General features: G+C 51.9%; 15 protein-coding genes and 4 tRNA genes. 9 read left to right on the plus strand and 10 right to left on the minus strand.

Annotation, left to right across the window (positions count from 1 at the left end; all coding sequences use genetic code 11):
- Positions 1 to 95 precede the first annotated feature (95 nt).
- Positions 96 to 836 (plus strand): ABC transporter permease, encoded by a 741-nt coding sequence (locus tag IFO68_RS17050; RefSeq protein ID WP_192017028.1) that lies wholly within the window; start codon positions 96 to 98, stop codon positions 834 to 836.
- Positions 837 to 839: 3 nt separating this feature from the next.
- Positions 840 to 1517 (plus strand): ABC transporter permease, encoded by a 678-nt coding sequence (locus IFO68_RS17055; RefSeq protein ID WP_120511450.1) that lies wholly within the window; start codon positions 840 to 842, stop codon positions 1515 to 1517.
- 101 nt (positions 1518 to 1618) lie between these two features.
- Here IFO68_RS17055 and grxB read toward each other — a convergent pair whose 3' ends face one another.
- Together grxB and xthA are read right to left on the minus strand one after the other, a co-directional pair.
- Positions 1619 to 2269, minus strand: coding sequence for a glutaredoxin 2 (gene grxB / locus IFO68_RS17060; RefSeq protein WP_192017029.1), 651 nt, complete (start codon positions 2267 to 2269; stop codon positions 1619 to 1621).
- A gap of 64 nt (positions 2270 to 2333) precedes the next feature.
- Positions 2334 to 3140, minus strand: coding sequence for an exodeoxyribonuclease III (gene xthA / locus IFO68_RS17065; RefSeq protein ID WP_192017030.1), 807 nt, complete (start codon positions 3138 to 3140; stop codon positions 2334 to 2336).
- Between the two features lie 181 nt (positions 3141 to 3321).
- Here xthA and IFO68_RS17070 point away from each other — a divergent pair, with 181 nt between their 5' ends.
- Complete coding sequence (locus tag IFO68_RS17070; RefSeq protein WP_192017031.1) at positions 3322 to 4296, plus strand: glutathione S-transferase family protein; 975 nt, start codon at positions 3322 to 3324, stop codon at positions 4294 to 4296.
- A 7-nt stretch (positions 4297 to 4303) separates the two neighbouring features.
- On the opposite strand, the gene IFO68_RS17075 is transcribed toward IFO68_RS17070, so the two are convergent.
- The 5 genes from IFO68_RS17075 to IFO68_RS17095 all read right to left on the minus strand — a co-directional run bounded on the left by IFO68_RS17075 (position 4304) and on the right by IFO68_RS17095 (position 6816).
- Positions 4304 to 6043, minus strand: coding sequence for a response regulator (locus IFO68_RS17075; protein ID WP_192017032.1), 1740 nt, complete (start codon positions 6041 to 6043; stop codon positions 4304 to 4306).
- A gap of 227 nt (positions 6044 to 6270) precedes the next feature.
- Positions 6271 to 6355, minus strand: a tRNA-Tyr gene (locus tag IFO68_RS17080).
- Positions 6356 to 6423: 68 nt separating this feature from the next.
- Positions 6424 to 6508: transfer RNA gene (locus IFO68_RS17085), tRNA-Tyr, on the minus strand.
- 68 nt (positions 6509 to 6576) lie between these two features.
- Positions 6577 to 6661, minus strand: a tRNA-Tyr gene (locus IFO68_RS17090).
- A 70-nt stretch (positions 6662 to 6731) separates the two neighbouring features.
- Positions 6732 to 6816: transfer RNA gene (locus IFO68_RS17095), tRNA-Tyr, on the minus strand.
- A gap of 215 nt (positions 6817 to 7031) precedes the next feature.
- Between IFO68_RS17095 and IFO68_RS17100 the strand changes: the two genes are divergently transcribed.
- Complete coding sequence (locus tag IFO68_RS17100) at positions 7032 to 8141, plus strand: efflux RND transporter periplasmic adaptor subunit (RefSeq protein WP_192017033.1); 1110 nt, start codon at positions 7032 to 7034, stop codon at positions 8139 to 8141.
- Entirely contained in the window at positions 8141 to 11281 is a 3141-nt protein-coding gene (locus IFO68_RS17105) for a multidrug efflux RND transporter permease subunit (RefSeq protein WP_192017034.1), read from the plus strand. Before IFO68_RS17100 ends, IFO68_RS17105 begins: the two co-directional genes overlap by 1 nt.
- Before the next feature lie 60 nt (positions 11282 to 11341).
- Here IFO68_RS17105 and IFO68_RS17110 read toward each other — a convergent pair whose 3' ends face one another.
- Positions 11342 to 11965, minus strand: a complete 624-nt coding sequence (locus IFO68_RS17110) for a porin family protein (protein ID WP_192017035.1) — start codon at positions 11963 to 11965, stop codon at positions 11342 to 11344.
- 319 nt (positions 11966 to 12284) lie between these two features.
- Between IFO68_RS17110 and rluF the strand changes: the two genes are divergently transcribed.
- From rluF to IFO68_RS17130, 4 genes are all read left to right on the plus strand, one after another.
- Positions 12285 to 13346: a 23S rRNA pseudouridine(2604) synthase RluF gene (gene rluF, locus IFO68_RS17115; protein WP_192017036.1), complete on the plus strand. Its 1062-nt coding sequence runs from the start codon at positions 12285 to 12287 to the stop codon at positions 13344 to 13346.
- A 92-nt stretch (positions 13347 to 13438) separates the two neighbouring features.
- On the plus strand, positions 13439 to 14527 hold the full coding sequence (aroC, locus tag IFO68_RS17120) for a chorismate synthase (RefSeq protein ID WP_192017037.1): 1089 nt from the start codon (positions 13439 to 13441) through the stop codon (positions 14525 to 14527).
- A 270-nt stretch (positions 14528 to 14797) separates the two neighbouring features.
- The gene (locus tag IFO68_RS17125) at positions 14798 to 15331 is read left to right on the plus strand and encodes an elongation factor P hydroxylase (protein WP_192017038.1); all 534 of its coding nucleotides are present in this window, start codon (positions 14798 to 14800) and stop codon (positions 15329 to 15331) included.
- Between the two features lie 90 nt (positions 15332 to 15421).
- Positions 15422 to 15691 (plus strand): YfcL family protein, encoded by a 270-nt coding sequence (locus IFO68_RS17130; RefSeq protein ID WP_192017039.1) that lies wholly within the window; start codon positions 15422 to 15424, stop codon positions 15689 to 15691.
- A 136-nt stretch (positions 15692 to 15827) separates the two neighbouring features.
- Here IFO68_RS17130 and IFO68_RS17135 read toward each other — a convergent pair whose 3' ends face one another.
- Positions 15828 to 16961: a Wzz/FepE/Etk N-terminal domain-containing protein gene (locus IFO68_RS17135; protein WP_192017040.1), complete on the minus strand. Its 1134-nt coding sequence runs from the start codon at positions 16959 to 16961 to the stop codon at positions 15828 to 15830.
- 368 nt (positions 16962 to 17329) lie between these two features.
- Positions 17330 to 17554, minus strand: coding sequence for a hypothetical protein (locus tag IFO68_RS17140; RefSeq protein ID WP_192017041.1), 225 nt, complete (start codon positions 17552 to 17554; stop codon positions 17330 to 17332).
- Positions 17555 to 17687 lie beyond the last annotated feature (133 nt).

Raw genomic sequence — 17687 nt, forward strand, 5'->3', positions numbered from 1 at the left:
GCGATGTGATGAGACGAATAAGAGTGCCGGGTCGAGGGTGGCTCGGCACTTTTACTATCTGTCGCTGACTCTTTGCAGTTTAAAGGAGTGACCCCTTGTTAGATTTAAAAGGATACGAATGGTCGTTGATCGAAGGCGCATGGATAACCTTGCAGGTTGCTTTGCTGTCTTTGGTGCTGGCGATGGTATTGGGCATGATAGGTGCGCTGGCAAAATTGTCACGTTATCGCCTGGCCCGCTTAACGGCGACCACTTACACCACTGTCATCCGCGGTATTCCTGATCTGGTACTCATGATGCTGATCTTCTTTGGCGGTCAGGTACTGCTGAACAACAGTTTGTATGGCATCAATGAGTGGCTGAACAATTATTTTGCGTCATCAGATCCCAGCCATGAATGGACAGCTTATCTGCCTGACTATATCGAAGTCAGCCCATTTGTCGCGGGTATACTGACCATTGGCTTTATCTTCGGTGCCTACATGGCAGAAACCTTCCGCGGTGCCATTATGGCGGTGGACAAAGGTGAGCTGGAAGCGGCGAAAGCCTATGGCATGAGCAGTGCGATGTCGTTCCGCCGTGTCCTGTTGCCGCAAATGATCCGCCATGCCTTACCGGGCTTTGGTAATAACTGGCTGGTGCTGCTGAAAACCACAGCTCTGGTTTCTATCATTGGTCTGGATGACATGGTGCGTAAGGGGGCACTGGCCGCCGGTACGACTCAGATGCCATTTACCTTCTACATGGCAATTGCTGTGTTGTTTCTTGTGTTTACCTCGCTTTCCACTTCGGTACTGAAGTGGGCAGAGCGTCGGTTCAGTATCCATACGAGGTAAGAGATGGACTTTAGTATTCTGACTGATAGCTGGCCGCTGTATCTGCAAGGTTTTTACACCACACTGTGGATGGTAGCGCTGGCACTTGCCATTGGTCTGGTGATTTCCATTCCTATCGGTGTGGCACGAAACAGCAAGAATCCGCTGATTTCAGGGCCCGCCTGGGCGTACATTTACTTCTTCCGTGGTACGCCGCTGCTGGTACAGCTGTATCTGATTTATTACGGCATGAGCCAGCTGTTAAATGTACAAGGCACGCTCTGGGAAGAAGCTTGGTTCTGTGCCCTGGTATCCTTTGTGCTCAATACCGCCGCTTATACGGCAGAAATCGTTCGGGGTTCCATCAACAGTATGCCGAAAGGGGAAGTGGAAGCGGCGAAAGCTTATGGTATGAGCCACTGGCAGGCATTCAGCCGGATTATTTTGCCAAGCTCGCTGCGTCGCGCCTTACCGGCATACAGTAATGAAGTGATCTTCATGATTCACGGCTCGGCGGTCGCCGGTATCGTGACCATTGTGGATTTGACCGGTGCGGCACGGATAGTGAACTCCCGCTATTACGCACCTTTTGAATCCTACCTGTTTGCAGGATTGTGTTACATGGTACTGACGTTCACTGTGATCTGGGCTTTCCGCAAGCTTGAAGGGCGATTCCTGCGTCACATGAAAGCGCTGAGCTGATAAGATCTCCTCACGCTTCAAACACTAAGCCAAGGCTGATGCCTTGGCTTAGTTGTTTATAGCAGCTTATCGCATGGCGAACTCAGCAATTACACTGCCACCTACACCGCCACTGCATCGTACAGGCTGATGCCAGTCAGCACGGCCACTTGATCAAGGTACTGGCGCACCCGGGAAGGGAAAGTCAGCCCTTTGACCACAGTCAGGTTTCTCAGGGTCGGGAACAGATTGACATCGTCATAGCTGAGCACATTATCGCGCTCGGAAGGCAGGGTCAGCCAGTCGAGCTGAGCCAGCACCGCTTCCATACCACTGAGATACTGAGCGGTCTGCGCAAAGGCGTCATCAAAGGTTTGTTCGATCATGGCTGATTTATTGTTTTCAAACCAGTCTTTGGCTTCCTGGCACTGAAATTCAGGCAGGTCAATCATCAGCCAGCGCGGATACACTAAACGGCTGCTGAAAGGCCGGGCAGCGTCGTACCATTCGGCAATGCGTGCCTCATGCTGGGCCTTCGCCAGCAGAGGTTGACCGTCCTGCTCGTCAAGATAGCGGGCAATATCCAGGCTTTCTGCCATATAGCTGCCGTCAGGTTTTTGCAGAATAGGCACCATATTGGCACCCACTTTATCGATACGCGCCTGCACATCATGGTTTTGCAAGAAAACCAGCTCAACATTGGCTTTGTTCAGCCCGGCCACCATCATGGCTTTAATGCAATACGGGCAGTGATCGAAAACAAAGAGTTTCATTTATTCAAACCTCGTCAAACCCAGCCCCGGATGAAGGGGGCTGGGAGGGGATTTATGGCGGTAATTATTTGAAAACAGACCAGATAGGTGCGTGATCAGATGGCTTTTCGATACCGCGCAGTTCGTAATCAATACCGGCTTCCTGGCAACGGGCCGCCAGCGACGGGGTCGCCAGAACCACATCAATGCGCAGGCCGCGGTTGTCATCAAAGCCTTTAGAGCGATAGTCAAACCACGAGAATTTGTCATCCGCGGTGGGGTGAAGCTGACGGAAGGTATCGACAAATCCCCAGTCCATCAGGGTTTTCAGCCATTCGCGCTCAATTGGCTGGAAGGAACATTTACCGGTTTGCAGCCAGCGCTTGGCATTTTGCGGGCCAATGCCGATGTCCAGATCAATGGGGCTGATATTGATATCGCCCATGACAACCAGTTCTTCATCACTGCTGTGATGGGTATTGAGGTAGGTCATCAGATCAGCATAAAACTTTTCCTTGGCCGGAAACTTGGTTTCGTGATTGATGTTTTCACCCTGAGGGAAGTAGCCGTTCAGCACAGTCACGGTTTTACCGTCTTCTTGCTCAAAAGTGGCCATAATCATCCGGCGCTGGGCTTCATCATCATCGGTCGGAAACCCTTTGCGTACATGAAGCGGTTCCTGCTTGCACAACAGTGCAACACCGTAATGGGCTTTCTGGCCGTGGTGGTAGACCTTATAGCCCATGGCTTCTACGTCTTCCAGCGGAAAGGCTTCGTCATGCACTTTGATTTCCTGCAAGCCGATCACATCCGGCTGGTGTTTATCGATGACTGCTTGCAGTTGATGGAGTCTTGCTCTTAATCCATTGATATTAAAAGAAATAACTTTCATTTGATGATTCTGTATTGTCAGGGTTTAGAATGAAGCAATCCTAGCACAGTTGCTTGTCATAGCGTAAGGCCAGCGCTGAGCTGTTCGAATATCTTGATGATCTTTACCGGATTTTCTGCGCCGACTGGTGACTCTGCCTTACCTATAATCAAGGCAAGTGAAAATCAACGGTGAGGCAAATATGGGCAAACTGATCAAGGGTGTGTGGCACGATGTGTGGTACGACACAGATAAAAGCGACGGTGAATTCGTGCGTGAAGATGCCGGCTTTCGTCACTGGTTAACGGCGGACGGCCGTCAGGGACCACAGGGCCAGCAAGGCTTTAAGGCGGAATCCGGCCGCTATCACCTTTATGTCTCACTGGCCTGCCCCTGGGCGCACCGGACCCTGATATTCCGTGCTCTGAAAGGGCTGGAGCCGTATATCGGGGTCACAGTGGTCAGCCCGGACATGCTGGAGCACGGCTGGGAGTTTGCGCAGCCAGAGCCACTGTATGGCTTTGACTTTATGCACCAGCTGTATGCCAAAGCCAAACCCGATTATACCGGCCGGGTAACAGTGCCTGTGCTGTGGGACAAAGAAACCCAAACCATAGTCAGCAATGAATCCTCAGAAATTATCCGCATGCTGAACAGTGCTTTCAACGAGATCACCGGTAACCAGGATGATTACTATCCCCAATCGGCTCAGGCCGAAATTGAGCTGTGGAATGCGTTTATTTATCCGTCGATCAATAACGGTGTGTACCGGTGCGGCTTCGCCACCACTCAGGAGGCTTACAGCACGGCCTTTTCTGAGTTGTTTGCGGCGTTGGATAAAGTCGATGCGCATCTCGCCAATCACAGGTATTTAACCGGAAGCAGGCTGACGGAGGCCGACTGGCGGCTGTTTACCACGCTGATCCGTTTTGATGCCGTGTACGTGGGCCATTTTAAATGTAATAAGCAGCGCATTGCTGATTATCCGAATTTACAGGGCTACCTGAAGGAACTGTATCAGGTGCCGGGTGTGGCTGATACGGTCGATTTTTACCACATCAAACGCCATTACTATTTCAGCCATCAGATGATCAATCCAACCGGCGTGGTGCCTCAGGGGCCAGAGCTGGATCTGGACTCACCACATGACAGGGGCAGATTGAGCCTGAACGCCTAATATCGTCTTAATGCAGCAATGGCGCCCAGACCTCAATGCGGACCGGAGGCAAGTCCCGATTCACCGAGTAAGGCAGTGGCACAGACAGACCGCCTGTCGCCGGATTGGATTGTCTGCCGGCGCGCATTTGGCTCAGTATCTCGCAGCGCCACTGAGCCAGCGCATCAGGCAGAGGCATCATGCTGACGGCAAGCAGGCTGGGACGGATACTGGCTGCCAGACCTGGCCCCTGAAGCCTGAGCAGGCAATCCAAACGTCCCAGATGCGCTTCGCTGCAGAGCGGATAGTCGTGAATGATGGCATCAAAATGAAACAGCGCCTGGGATGGCTGCGAGTGGCGAATGGCCTGAGCGCGTTTGAAGGTGGACTCCAGCCAGCGCAATGCGTCAAAAGCGTGAGTATTTTCCCGCAATGCCTGCAGCCTTAACTGGCTGTGACCGTCATAGCTGTCTCTGTGTTTGAGTACCTGGCAGATATCTGCAATCAAACGGGTTTCGCCGAGTTGTAACAGCAGCGGCAGCGCATCGGCCAGAATCACTGACGGCAGCTTATTGAGGCGTTCAAAATAGCCGGATAAGCCGAGCAGAAGGCGGCGTTTGGCTTTCAGCTGTTTGCCTTGCGCCAGCAGCAATCGGGCGCTCAGTAACTGCTTGAAGCAATAAAGAAAAGGGCGCTGAGCGGGCAGTAATCTGTGATGCGCGCGCTGGGCTATCTGGCTCAGCGTCTGGTGGAGCTGACGGCGGGTGCGCTGATCATCCAGACTGAAATACAGTTGCTCGAAGCTGGCACTGAATTCGGCCAGGCAGATAATCCAGCCAACATCAATAATCGGTAAATGGGTGGCCAGCGAGAGCCCGGCCTGAGCGAATGCATCTGGTTGTTGGCACTTGGCTGCCAGCTGCGCAACTTTCAGGGCCCTGTGACTGGCAGAGGGGGACAGTTTCAGTGCCCGCTGGGCTGTGGCCAGTGCCTGCAGCGGTTGCCCTTGCCCTGCCTGATAGTTTGCCAGCAAATCCATCGCCTCAAGGCATAAAGGGTGTTTCCCGATCAGGTGCGTCAGCAGTTGCAGGGCTCTGGCTGAGTCACCGCACTGGTGCTCAACTTTGGCTTCCGCCAGCGTGACTTTGATTGAGGGGTGATAGCTCTGAAATAGCCTGATATAACGACGGGCCAGCGCCCAGTCTTTTTTCTCCATCAGCATATCGAGCAGCAGGCTTTCCAGCTGATAATCCGGACCATGTTGCAGCAGCTGCTGTTTACAGTGTCGGATCCCCTGATCCAGACCATGCTCACTCAATTGTTTATACACAGGTTGGCGGGCCTGACTGTTGCGCCATGCGTGGCTCAGCTTTTGCTCAAGTGTGTTGAGCGGCAGCGGCAAAGTAACAAAGGCATCCGGTTCAACCGCCAGTGCATTGAGCACCACTCGGGCACTGGTGTCTGCCGAAAAAATCACTATCCCGCAATCGGCACTGAGCAGCTGTTTTTTCCGCAGCAAGGTCAGCAATTCGCTGCCTGTCAGGGTGTTATCTAAATGAAAATCGACCATCAGCAGATGATAGGCCGAACGCTGGCAATGCTTGATGGCTTCACGATAGTTGGCGGCGGTGTCAATGTGACGCAGGCCAATCTGCACCAGTACCCCTTTCATCAGGCTTTGGGCACTGGGCTGATCGTCGACCAGCAAGACTTTCAGTTTATGCCAGGGCGGGGGAGCAAGGCTCATGGTGTGCAATCGGGTAGCCATCCTATGTCCTCAGAGCAACCAGGATGCAACTGCATGCAAATGTGGCGGCAGTCACACTTTAGATAGACTGAGTGTAGTCGGTTTTTGTGGTGAAAAATTGTGCTATGTGGTGATTGGAGGGCAAGAAAGCATAAAGTCGCAAAAGTGAGAATTGTGCAGGGCTTGCGACGAAGAGAAAGAAAAAGAGAGGAATAAAAAAAGCCAGCGCGATGCACTGGCTTGAAAGATGGTGGAGGGAGAAGGATTCGAACCTTCGAAGGCGGAGCCGTCAGATTTACAGTCTGATCCCTTTGGCCACTCGGGAATCCCTCCACGGGATTTTTGCGTATTGTCTGGCTATATCAGCCGTGAAAGCAGAAAAGCGCCACTTTCATAAAAGATGGTGGAGGGAGAAGGATTCGAACCTTCGAAGGCGGAGCCGTCAGATTTACAGTCTGATCCCTTTGGCCACTCGGGAATCCCTCCACGGGATTTTTGCGTATTGTCTGGCTTTATCAGCCGTGAAAGCAGCAAAGCGCCGCTCTCATAAAAGATGGTGGAGGGAGAAGGATTCGAACCTTCGAAGGCGGAGCCGTCAGATTTACAGTCTGATCCCTTTGGCCACTCGGGAATCCCTCCACGGGATTTTTACGTATTGTCTGGCTTTATCAGCCGTGAAAGCCGTACAGCGTACCACTTTCATAAAAAATGGTGGAGGGGGAAGGATTCGAACCTTCGAAGGCGGAGCCGTCAGATTTACAGTCTGATCCCTTTGGCCACTCGGGAACCCCTCCACAAGTGCGGTGCGGATAATAGCAAACAGGTGAAGACTGTAAACCCTTTTTCTGAATATTCATCGTTGCTTGCTGGATTTTTCGTCGTTTTGCAAGTTACGTCTGCGGTTTGTGATTTTTTGTGAGGAAAACTTGCTTAGCTTTACATTTCTTTACCCCGATTATTCTGTGGGTCAGATATGATTAGCCCATAACAAAGAACAGGATGCGTAAGCATGAAGAAAGTTGTTTTGGCCGTTGTGGTAGCGGCATCCCTGGCCGGCGGGGGTTATTTCTATTTTCAGCAGCAGTCTCATGCTGCCCAAGCCGCCAGTCAGCCCAAGCCTGGTCGCAGCGTGCCGGTTGCGACAGGCGAAGTAACGTCACACGAAGTGGTCAGTTCTGTCTCTCTGGTGGGTAAACTGGCCGCTCAGCGTTCAGTAACCATTGCCACGGAAGTGGCCGCCAAGGTGGACAGCATCGTGGTGGATACCGAGCGGAAAGTGACACAGGGGCAGTTGCTGGTTCAGCTCGATAACGCCAAACCCAAGGCCGCTTACGACGAAGCGAAAGCCTATTATGACGACGAAAAGCGGAAATACACCGAATATCAGCGGTTGGTGAAGCGCGGGGCGCTGACCCAGACCGAACTGATAGCGCAGCAGGCGAGCGTGAGTATCGCCAAAGCCCGTCTTGATGCGGCCAAAGCAGAGCTGGATGATCACCAGATTCGTGCACCGTTTACCGGCACTGTTGGCCTGATTGATTTCAGCGCAGGTCATACCGTGACGGTAGGCAGTGAGCTGTTTACCCTGGATGATCTGTCACAAATGCGCCTTGATGTACAAGTGCCTGAGCAATATCTGTCGAAACTGGCACCTGGTATGGCGGTACTGGCGAAAAGTCAGGCATGGCCGGACGACACCTTTCACGGCACGATTCAGGCCATTGACTCACGGGTGCAGGCCGAATCACTCAATATCCGGGTGCGCGTCTCGTTTGACAATGCCAGCGGCAAGCTCAAACCCGGCATGCTGATGGCGGCAGCATTGGATTTTACCCCGCAGCAGGCCGCGATTATTCCGGTTCAGGCGCTGGAGTATTCCGGCACCAAGCGTTTTGTTTACCTTGTTGATGCCAAAGGCATTGCACACCGAACTGAAGTGACGCTGGGCGCCAGAGTGAAAAACGAAGTGGTGATCGAATCGGGTATTCAGATCGGTGATCGTATTGTGGTTCAGGGACTGGTCAATATGCGCGACGGTCTGGCCGTGCAGGATGTCAGTCTTGGCAACCCGTCTGAGACCAAAGCGGCCAGTGTAGTGCAAGCGGGAGATAATGCCTGATGTGGTTATCTGACGTTGCAGTAAAACGCCCTGTAGTTGCAATTGTGCTGAGCGTGCTGCTGGTGGTGTTTGGTCTGGTGTCATTCAGCAAACTGCCGGTCCGGGAAATGCCCGACGTTGAAAATCCGGTGATCAGCATAGGTACTTCGTACGAAGGGGCATCGGCAACCATCATGGAAAGCCGTGTCACCACTGTGCTTGAAGACGAGCTGTCGGGCATCAGCGGCATTGAAAGCATTACTTCTACCACTCGTAACGGCAGCTCGCGGATCAGCGTTGAGTTCGAAATGGGCTGGAACCTGACCGAAGGGGTCAGCGACGTACGTGACGCCGTTTCCCGTGCCCGGCGCAGTCTGCCCGATGGCGCAGACGAGCCGATTGTCTCCAAAGATGACGGGTCAGGCGAAGCGGCTATCTATATCAATCTGACTTCAAGTGAAATGGATCGCTCGCAGCTGACGGACTACGCCGATCGGGTGCTAACCGACAGGTTCAGCCTGATCAATGGTGTCAGCTCAGTGCAACTGACCGGCGCGCTGTATAAAGTTATGTATGTCCGCCTGTTGCCTGAGCAGATGGCAGGACGCGGCGTGACTACCACGGATATTATCGACGCCCTGCGTGATGAAAACGTTGAGCTGCCGGGCGGCGAAGTGCGTAACGATGCGACCACTATGTCGGTGCGCACCGCGCGTTTGTACCGCACCGCAGAAGATTTCTCGTACCTGATGGTGCGGCATACTGAAGACGGCACGCCGATTTATCTCAAAGATGTCGCCGATGTGGCCATAGGTGCGCAAAACGAAGATGCCACCTTCAAGAGCAATGGCGTATCGAGCCTGAGCTTGGGTATAGTGCCGATGTCAGACGCCAACCCGCTGCAAGCCGCCGATGCGGTACAAAAAGAAGTGGACCGATTACAGCGTTTTCTGCCGGACGGTACCCAGCTGGCAGTGGATTATGACTCGACCATCTTTATTGAACGCTCGATCAACGAGGTCTACAACACCTTGTTGATCACAGGCGCGTTGGTGGTGCTGGTGCTGTATGTCTTTATCGGTCAGGCAAGGGCGACCCTGATCCCGGCGGTCACTGTGCCGGTGTCGCTGATTTCCGCCTTTATGGCCGCTTACTATCTCGGTTTTTCCATCAACCTGCTGACCCTGATGGCCCTGATTCTGGCTATCGGCCTGGTGGTGGATGATGCCATAGTGGTGGTCGAAAACATTTACCACCATATCGAAAGGGGCGAGCCACCTTTGCTGGCTGCCTTTAAAGGCACCAGAGAGGTCGGGTTTGCCGTAATTGCCACCACACTGGTACTGGTCATGGTCTTCCTGCCTATCGGTTTTATGGATGGCATGGTGGGACCGCTGTTCACCGAATTTTCCGTGCTGCTGGCGATGTCTGTGCTGTTCTCGTCTCTGGTGGCACTGACCTTAAGTCCGGTGCTGGGCAGTAAGCTGCTCAAAGCCAATGTCAAACCCGGGCCGTTTAACCGCTTTGTCGACCGTCAGTTTGCAGCGCTGGAGGCTGTGTACCGCAAAGCCGTCACTCAGGCCGTTCGCTGGCGCTGGGCTGCGCCATTGCTGATTGTCGCTGTGGTAGGCGCCAGTGTCTGGCTGTTCAAAATGGTCCCGAGCCAGCTTGCGCCCTCTGAAGACAGAGGGGTGATCTTTGCCTTTGTCCGCGGCGCGGAAGCGACCAGTTATAACCGCATGGTCGGCAATATCGAGCAGGTTGAGCAGCGCTTGTTGCCCATGGTAGGCAAAGGGCTGATCCGCTCTGTCAGCATCCAGACCCCGGCCTTTGGCGGCCGGGCCGGGGATCAGACCGGTTTTGTGATCATGCAGCTGGAAGACTGGGAAGATCGCGATGTCAGCGCGACTCAGGCGCTCGGGGTGATCCGCAAAGCCCTGCAGGGCATTCCGGATATCCGTGTCTGGCCATTCATGCCGGGATTCCGGGGCGGTTCTTCCGAGCCGATGCAGTTTATCCTCAATGGTGCCGATTACGACGAGCTGTTTGCCTGGGCCACCAAACTGAAAGATGTCGCGCAGGGCAGCGGCATGATGGACGGCGTGGACATAGATTACGCCGAAACCACCCCAGAGCTGGTGGTGACGGTTGATCGCCCGCGGGCAGCCGAGCTGGGCATTCCGCAGTCGGATATCGCAGAAACGCTGGAAGTCATGCTGGGCGGGCGAAGTGAAACCACGTTTGTCGAGCGCGGCGAGGAATACGATGTGTATTTGCGCGGAGATGAAAACAGTTTTAACAATGCAATGGATCTGAGCCGGATTTATGTCCGTGCCAAGAACGGTGAGCTGGTTTCGCTCAACAGTGTGGCGAAAGTCGAAGAAGTGGCGGCGGCCCGCAAGTTGAGCCATAACGAGAAGCAGAAGTCGATCACCATTTCTGCCAACCTGCTGCCCAGCCATACCTTGGGTGAAGCGCTGGACTTTATGGATGAGCAGGCTTTGTCTATGCTGCCGAGTGATATTGTTATCGACTATGGTGGCGAATCGAAAGATTTCCGCGAGAACCAGAGCAGTATGGCGATGATCTTTGGTCTGGCATTGCTGGTGGCTTATCTGGTGTTGGCGGCGCAGTTCGAAAGCTTCATTAACCCTATGGTGGTGATGCTGACCGTGCCGCTGGGGATCTTCGGCGGCTTGCTGGGACTGATCCTGATGGGGCAGAGCCTGAATATCTACAGTCAGATCGGCATGATCATGCTGATTGGTATGGTAACTAAAAACGGCATTCTGATTGTGGAATTTGCCAACCAGCTCAGGGATAAAGGCATCGCCTTTGAGCAGGCCATTGTCGATGCCTCAGCACGGCGTTTACGCCCAATCCTGATGACGGCATTCACTACCTTGTTTGGTGCCTTGCCACTGCTGCTGTCGACTGGCGCAGGTTATGAAAGCCGTATTTCGGTCGGTACTGTGGTGTTCTTCGGCATGGCGTTTGCGACTTTGGTGACTTTGTTCGTGATCCCGGCCATGTATCGCCTGGTGTGCGCGAAAACCCAGTCACCGGGTCATGTCGCGGCGCAGCTGCAAAAAGCCCTGGAGCATGATTATGTCGGACGTCGGTCTCACGGCGAACTGCCATTGAATGAAACAGGTAAATAAATATAAAGGGGCGTAAAGCCCCTTTGTCTTACTGAGTTTCGTTTTATGGTTTGGATGTGATCAGAAGCGATATCCTACCGCTATTTGAGCGCCCTGATAGTCGAAGTAATCACTGAAATCATCCAGTGAACTGTCTGCTAAATTTGTCAGGTATTCGCCGCGAATCATAAAGTTATCATTGATATTCCATTGGATACCCACACCACCATCCAGCATGGCACCAGTATCGCTGGAGTTTAATGTGTAGCCATTCAGGCTTGAACCGGAAACTTCTGCATCGGCACTGACCATAGAAGCGTTCAGGCGTGCGTAAAGTTTAATGCCTGAATTACCCAGTTCACCGGTTGACGGCACAACACTGACGCCAATCTGGCTGAGTGAAAGCTCAATTTTAGTATTATCATAAGGATTCCATTCATTGGAATATTCTGTCGAGCTGAAACTGATGAAGGTTTCCAGAGCAAGATATTCACTGAACTCGTGACCCAACCCCAGAGAAAGGTTTGGTGTAATATCTTCAGTAATTGCATCGGGTTTGTCTTTCATCGTCAGGCCGATAGTACCAATACCACCATAAAAATACGTTTTGTTGGATGAGACTGTCTCGGCGGGTGATGATGTCTCTGCAAAAGTAGGGGCGGAGGCCATGAAACATGCAGCAGAAAGAATAACGATTGATTTCATTGATATAACCAACTTTGTATTAAAATGTTTAATGTAAAAAAGCGAGAAGCTTAATACCAAACCCATTAAATGAAATCAAGCGAACTGATATCTAATGCGTATTATGAGGCAGTGAATACCATGGGTACGCCTTTTTTGTATCTAAAATGACGCATTGGAATATCAAACGTTGAGTGAAATCAATCTGATACTGTGTAAAGGATTGATGAGTCAGTCTGTTTCGTTGTTCATTAGATGTTAAAGCATGGAAATTCGACTATTTTTCAGTAAAATCCCTGCTTCCGAACGCGTTGTGAAACGCACAATGAAGAAGATCATCATGCCAGAAAATAAACCTCAGTCTCGTAATGACGCACCATCCTCAGACACCAGTCTGGTTCGCCTGAATAAATTTATCAGTGACACAGGTTACTGCTCGCGCCGGGAAGCCGACAAACTGATTGAGCAAGGCCGGGTGCTGATTAACGGCCAGCAGCCAGAAATGGGAGTGAAAGTCGGCCCGGATGATGAAGTACTGGTGGATGACAAACCGCTGCGCCGCAAAGAGCAGCCTGTCTATATTGCGCTGAACAAGCCTGCCGGGATCACCTGCACCACGGAAAGGCATGTTGAAGGCAATATTGTTGACTTCATTGGCCACCGCAAACGTATTTTCCCGATCGGCCGACTGGATAAGGCGTCTGATGGTCTGATTTTCATGACCAATGACGGCGATATCGTCAATAAGATCCTCCGCGCCGGTAACTCGCACGAAAAAGAATATGTAGTGCGGGTGGATAAGCCGGTGACTGAGGCGTTTCTGGCCAAAATGGCCTCCGGTGTTGAGATTCTCGATACCGTCACTCTGCCGTGTAAAGTCACCAAAGAAACCACCTACTCCTTTCGTATTGTGCTGACGCAGGGCCTTAACCGCCAGATCCGTCGTATGTGTGAAGCACTGGGCTTTGAAGTGTATAAACTTCGCCGCGTCCGCATCATGAATATCACCATTGACGGTCTGACAAACGGTAAATGGCGCTATCTGACCGAGGATGAAATGGCCGAGATTCACCGTTTACTGGCGCTGTCGAGCAAGACAGAAGAAGCGTCGCGGGTTGACAGCCAGGGGCAGGCCATCAGCAAAGCCACAGACGCTAAACTGTACGATGCCCGCCAGCAGAGTGAGCAGGAAGCGCCGGTCAGGTACAAAACCTATAAAGGTAAAGGCGAGGTCGAGCGTCGTCGTCCAGGCAGCAAACCGGGCAAATCGCCGCAGCGTCCGCACGATAAGAAATCCGGCGGGCAAGCGGGCAAAGGGCCGAAAGGTGGTCGTCCGGACCGTTCAGGTCATGAGTCGACATCGCCCGGCATAAAAAAATGGAAGTCTAAGAAAGACCAGTAACGGCTCAACGCCGATTCTGCTTGCATTCCCCTGCGCAACTTTGCACTATTCAATGATTACAAAAAGCCAGAAGCAAAGTTACAGGGGAAGTCATGGCAGGCAACACAATTGGACAAGTTTTTCGCGTCACCACCTTCGGCGAAAGCCATGGTCTGGCGCTGGGCTGCATCGTTGATGGTTGCCCACCGGGGTTGGCACTGACAGAAGCCGACATGCAGCACGATCTCGACCGTCGTCGGCCGGGAACCTCTAAGTACACCACACAACGCCGTGAGCCGGATGAGGTCAAAATCCTGGCCGGCGTGTTTGAAGACCAGACAACCGGCACTTCTATCGGTCTGATGATCGAAAATACTGATCAACGTTCAAAAGACTACTCCCAGATTAAAGATCTGTTCCGTCCCGGCCATGCTGATTACACCTACGAGCAAAAATACGGTGTCCGCGATTACCGCGGCGGCGGCCGTTCTTCTGCCCGTGAAACCGCGATGCGTGTAGCGGCTGGTGCAATCGCTAAAAAATACCTCAAACAGGTTCACGGTATCGAAGTGCGTGCTTACTTATCGCAAATGGGCGACGTCAGTATTGATACGGTTGATTGGGATCAGGTCGAGCAGAATGCGTTTTTCTGCCCGGATGCCTCGAAAGTCGATGCGCTGGATGAGCTGATCCGCAAACTCAAGAAGGAAGGCGATTCCATCGGTGCCAAACTGACAGTCGTGGCTGAGAATGTCCCGGTTGGACTGGGTGAGCCGGTGTTTGATCGTCTGGATGCCGACATTGCCCATGCGCTTATGGGTATCAACGCAGTGAAAGGCGTGGAAATTGGCGATGGCTTTGACGTTGTGACACAGCGCGGCAGCGAACACCGTGATGCTATGTCACCGCAAGGTTTCAAATCAAACCACGCCGGCGGCATCTTAGGCGGGATTTCCTCCGGTCAGGACATCGTCGCCCACCTGGCGCTGAAGCCGACATCCAGCATTACCGTGCCGGGCGAGACAATCAACAAGCAGGGCGAAAGCGCTGAAGTGGTGACTCGTGGTCGGCATGACCCGTGTGTCGGCATTCGCGCCGTACCTATTGCAGAAGCCATGGTGGCTATCGTCCTGATGGATCACCTGTTGCGCCACCGCGCGCAAAACGCCGATGTGATGACCTCGACGCCTAAGCTGAAATAAAGAAGCTAAAAGAGATCAGCTGAAAGAAATCAGCTGAAAGAGAGCAGCTGAAAGAGAGCAGCTTAAAGCAATCGAATAAAGCGTAAACCGCTCAACCTGATTCAGAGCGGCAAGTTAAACAAAAAGAGGACGTTGGGGCGTCCTCTTTTTTGTTGCTGAACACTCAGTCGCATCGCAGTTGCAAACCCGCTATAATCGGCGGCATTCTTGCGGGAGGGGCTGGGATAATCAGCGCTGACCTCCCAGATGTTAAATGAAGCCACACAGTCCATGCCTCACGATTATAACGACCTGATAACACTCTTTAACCGCACTTTCTTAACCAGCCTCAACACCGAATTGGTGCTGGGCGGTGATGAGCCGGTTTATCTTCCTGCCGATACTGGGCACCCGCATCACAGAATTGTGTTTGCCCGTGGTTACTTCGCCTCTGCACTGCACGAGATAGCGCACTGGTGTATTGCCGGCCCCGAGCGTCGCTTGCTGGAAGATTATGGCTACTGGTATTTGCCAGACGGGCGGGACGCTGATCAGCAGGCAGTGTTTGAGCAGGTTGAAGTGAAACCTCAGGCGGTAGAGTGGCTGCTGTCGGCCAGTTGCGGCTTTCGTTTTCAGGTCAGCTGCGACAACCTGAGTGGTGATCATGAGCCGGATCGGGTAGCATTTACCCGCAAAGTCCGCCAGCAGGTGCTGCATTACCTGAATGGCAATACACCGGAGCGAGCAGGCATACTGTCAGAAGTGTTGCGTCAGCATTATGGTGTCCAACCGCTCAGCGCAGACGATTTTCCTGAGCCGCTTTGATTCGCATCACAGCAATGCGTATCAGTGGCGTGAGTAAACCTATTCTGATCCGCACAGGGCCAGATTCAGATAAAACGAAAGAGTGACGAGATGATCCAGCAATACGAAGAAAAGCTGCTCACCCTGATTGACCTGATGGTGGAAACTGCATCGGATGACGAGTTATTTGCAGGCGGTTACCTGCGTGGCCACATTTCGTTGTCGGCAGCAGAGTGTGAACGTGGCGGCATTGCGTCTTTGGATGCGATGAACCAGGCTGTGAACGACAGCCTGAAGAATGCGCAGTCTGAGCTGAACCCTGCCGATCAGCAACTGGTGAAATCACTGTGGCTTCAGTTGCAACAGTCGGCGGTTGAATAACTGCTCTGGTTAGATTGCCGTAATCCAGGCATATTGCCAGTAACTGAAACAGAAGTACAAATAGATACAAAAAGGCCAGTCCGGGTAACGGACTGGCCTTTTTGTTTATGCCGTCTCTGATTGCTTGTGTTGGCAATCAGTCGTGATTTCTGAACGCAGAGCGGATCAGGACAAAAGCCACAGCCAGCATACCGCCCAGCAGGGTGGCGATCACTACAATCAGTGAGCGTTTGGGTTTGTCTTTGGTTACCGGCTTTTCTACGTTTTCAAGAAAACGGTAGGTTTTGAATTTGATATTTTTATCCAGCTCAGTGCCCTGCAGCAGCGACAGACGCGCTTCTACCTGCTGAATGCGGGGTTCAACCACGCTCAGGTTCTTAACTGATTCCAGGGCACTCACCTTGGCCGCCAGTGCTTTGGCACCTAAGTTGATAGCAAAAATCTCGTTATCACCCAGGTTCTGAACTGGCTGGTTGACATCCGCGGCGCTGGCGATATTCAGGGCGTATTGGGTACGCTCTTTTTCAACCTGCAGATAACTGCTGGCCTGACTGCGCAGTACCTTAAGTTGTTGTTTCAGCTCATACTCTTTGGCTGACACCAGCGCCTGCACGTTAGCTAACGTATCGTTATAGACCTTGGCAGACACGAAATCGATGTACTGTTTCAGCATATCAAAGCTGCTGTTGCTGGTAGTCGCCTGCAGATTAATCACGAAGGTATCGGATTCCTGCTTGCTGGCCTGCTGAGCGGTGATTTTATCGAACCAGTTTTCCAGGGCTCTGTCGGTATTTTCTTCAGAGGCAACATTATTGTCAGTCAGAAATTGCTGAAAATCGCTATTGTCTGTCAAAAAGGTTTTTTTGTTTTCCAGCGAATTAAAGCCATTGATGAAATGCTTAAACAACACTTCGGCATCAGCCACATCCTGAAGCTGGGTGCTGACCAGTACGGTACCGTCAGCCTGATAGACATCAAAGGCAGGCTGGAAGGCACTGATTTCGCGTTGCAGCTGAGCAAAGTCGGTGATCTGAGGTTGTATCACTTTGGCTTTGGCCGTCCACCATTCTTGTGCGGTCAGTGCATAGGCAACACCGGCGATGGCGAAAACAACAGTAATCAGCGCTATCAGCAGTTTTTCTTGCCACAGTGTTCTTACCAGCTGGACGAGATCGATTTCATCAGTGCTGTCTGGTGTTGGCATAGTTTGATTAGATTGATGAACAAGTTGAGGGCCTGACGGGACGGCTTTTGTGTGTGTATCTGTCACTATGACACTTCCATTGATAACTGCAATTTGTGATGCGATAAAGAAGAAAAGTAAAAATTATCTTTGTAATTTTATCTTAATGCGTTCAGTAGAGCATTAGAATTAAGTAAATATGTACTCACAAGGCAAATTATAGGTGGGTGCTCTTAGCGGAAGCAAGCAGCCATAGGCCACTTGCAGGAAATTATTGAACAAGTTTCTACTATCCGTGATCCCTGACAAAAAAATCGGATAACCGAGGCCCATTAAAAGTTACTTTTTATACAAAAAAGCAACATGAGCTAAGCGTGGCCTTAAGACACGGGATGCCGATCCCGGCTCTTGCTTTGATTTACGATGTTCGCTTTCATTTGCAATGAATGTCAGGGTCAATCGACTGAATAGGGGAAGCTGATATATTTACGCCGGTAATTTGACGAACCGGCAAAAAGAGTCAGCAGGAACACGACGGCCAATAGCCCCAGACTGAAGACGATATCTTCCTGAACCACCAGTTGGTAGCAGCAGGTGGCAAAAAACGCGATCGCCAGCAACAGGTTGATTTTATGCAGTACGGGAAATGTTACCGAAAAAACAGCATACTTTCTGAACATATTTCTACCTCACAAACGTCGATTACGAGATCACTCCATCAGTTCAGGAAGGCGACAGTATTTGATGAAGATTAATATTTAGCCACTTTCTATATTGCCGATACGGGATCCCGGTGCAACTGTTCAGCTGATC

The organism is Photobacterium arenosum (genome assembly GCF_014841115.1).
Classification (GTDB): domain Bacteria; phylum Pseudomonadota; class Gammaproteobacteria; order Enterobacterales; family Vibrionaceae; genus Photobacterium; species Photobacterium arenosum.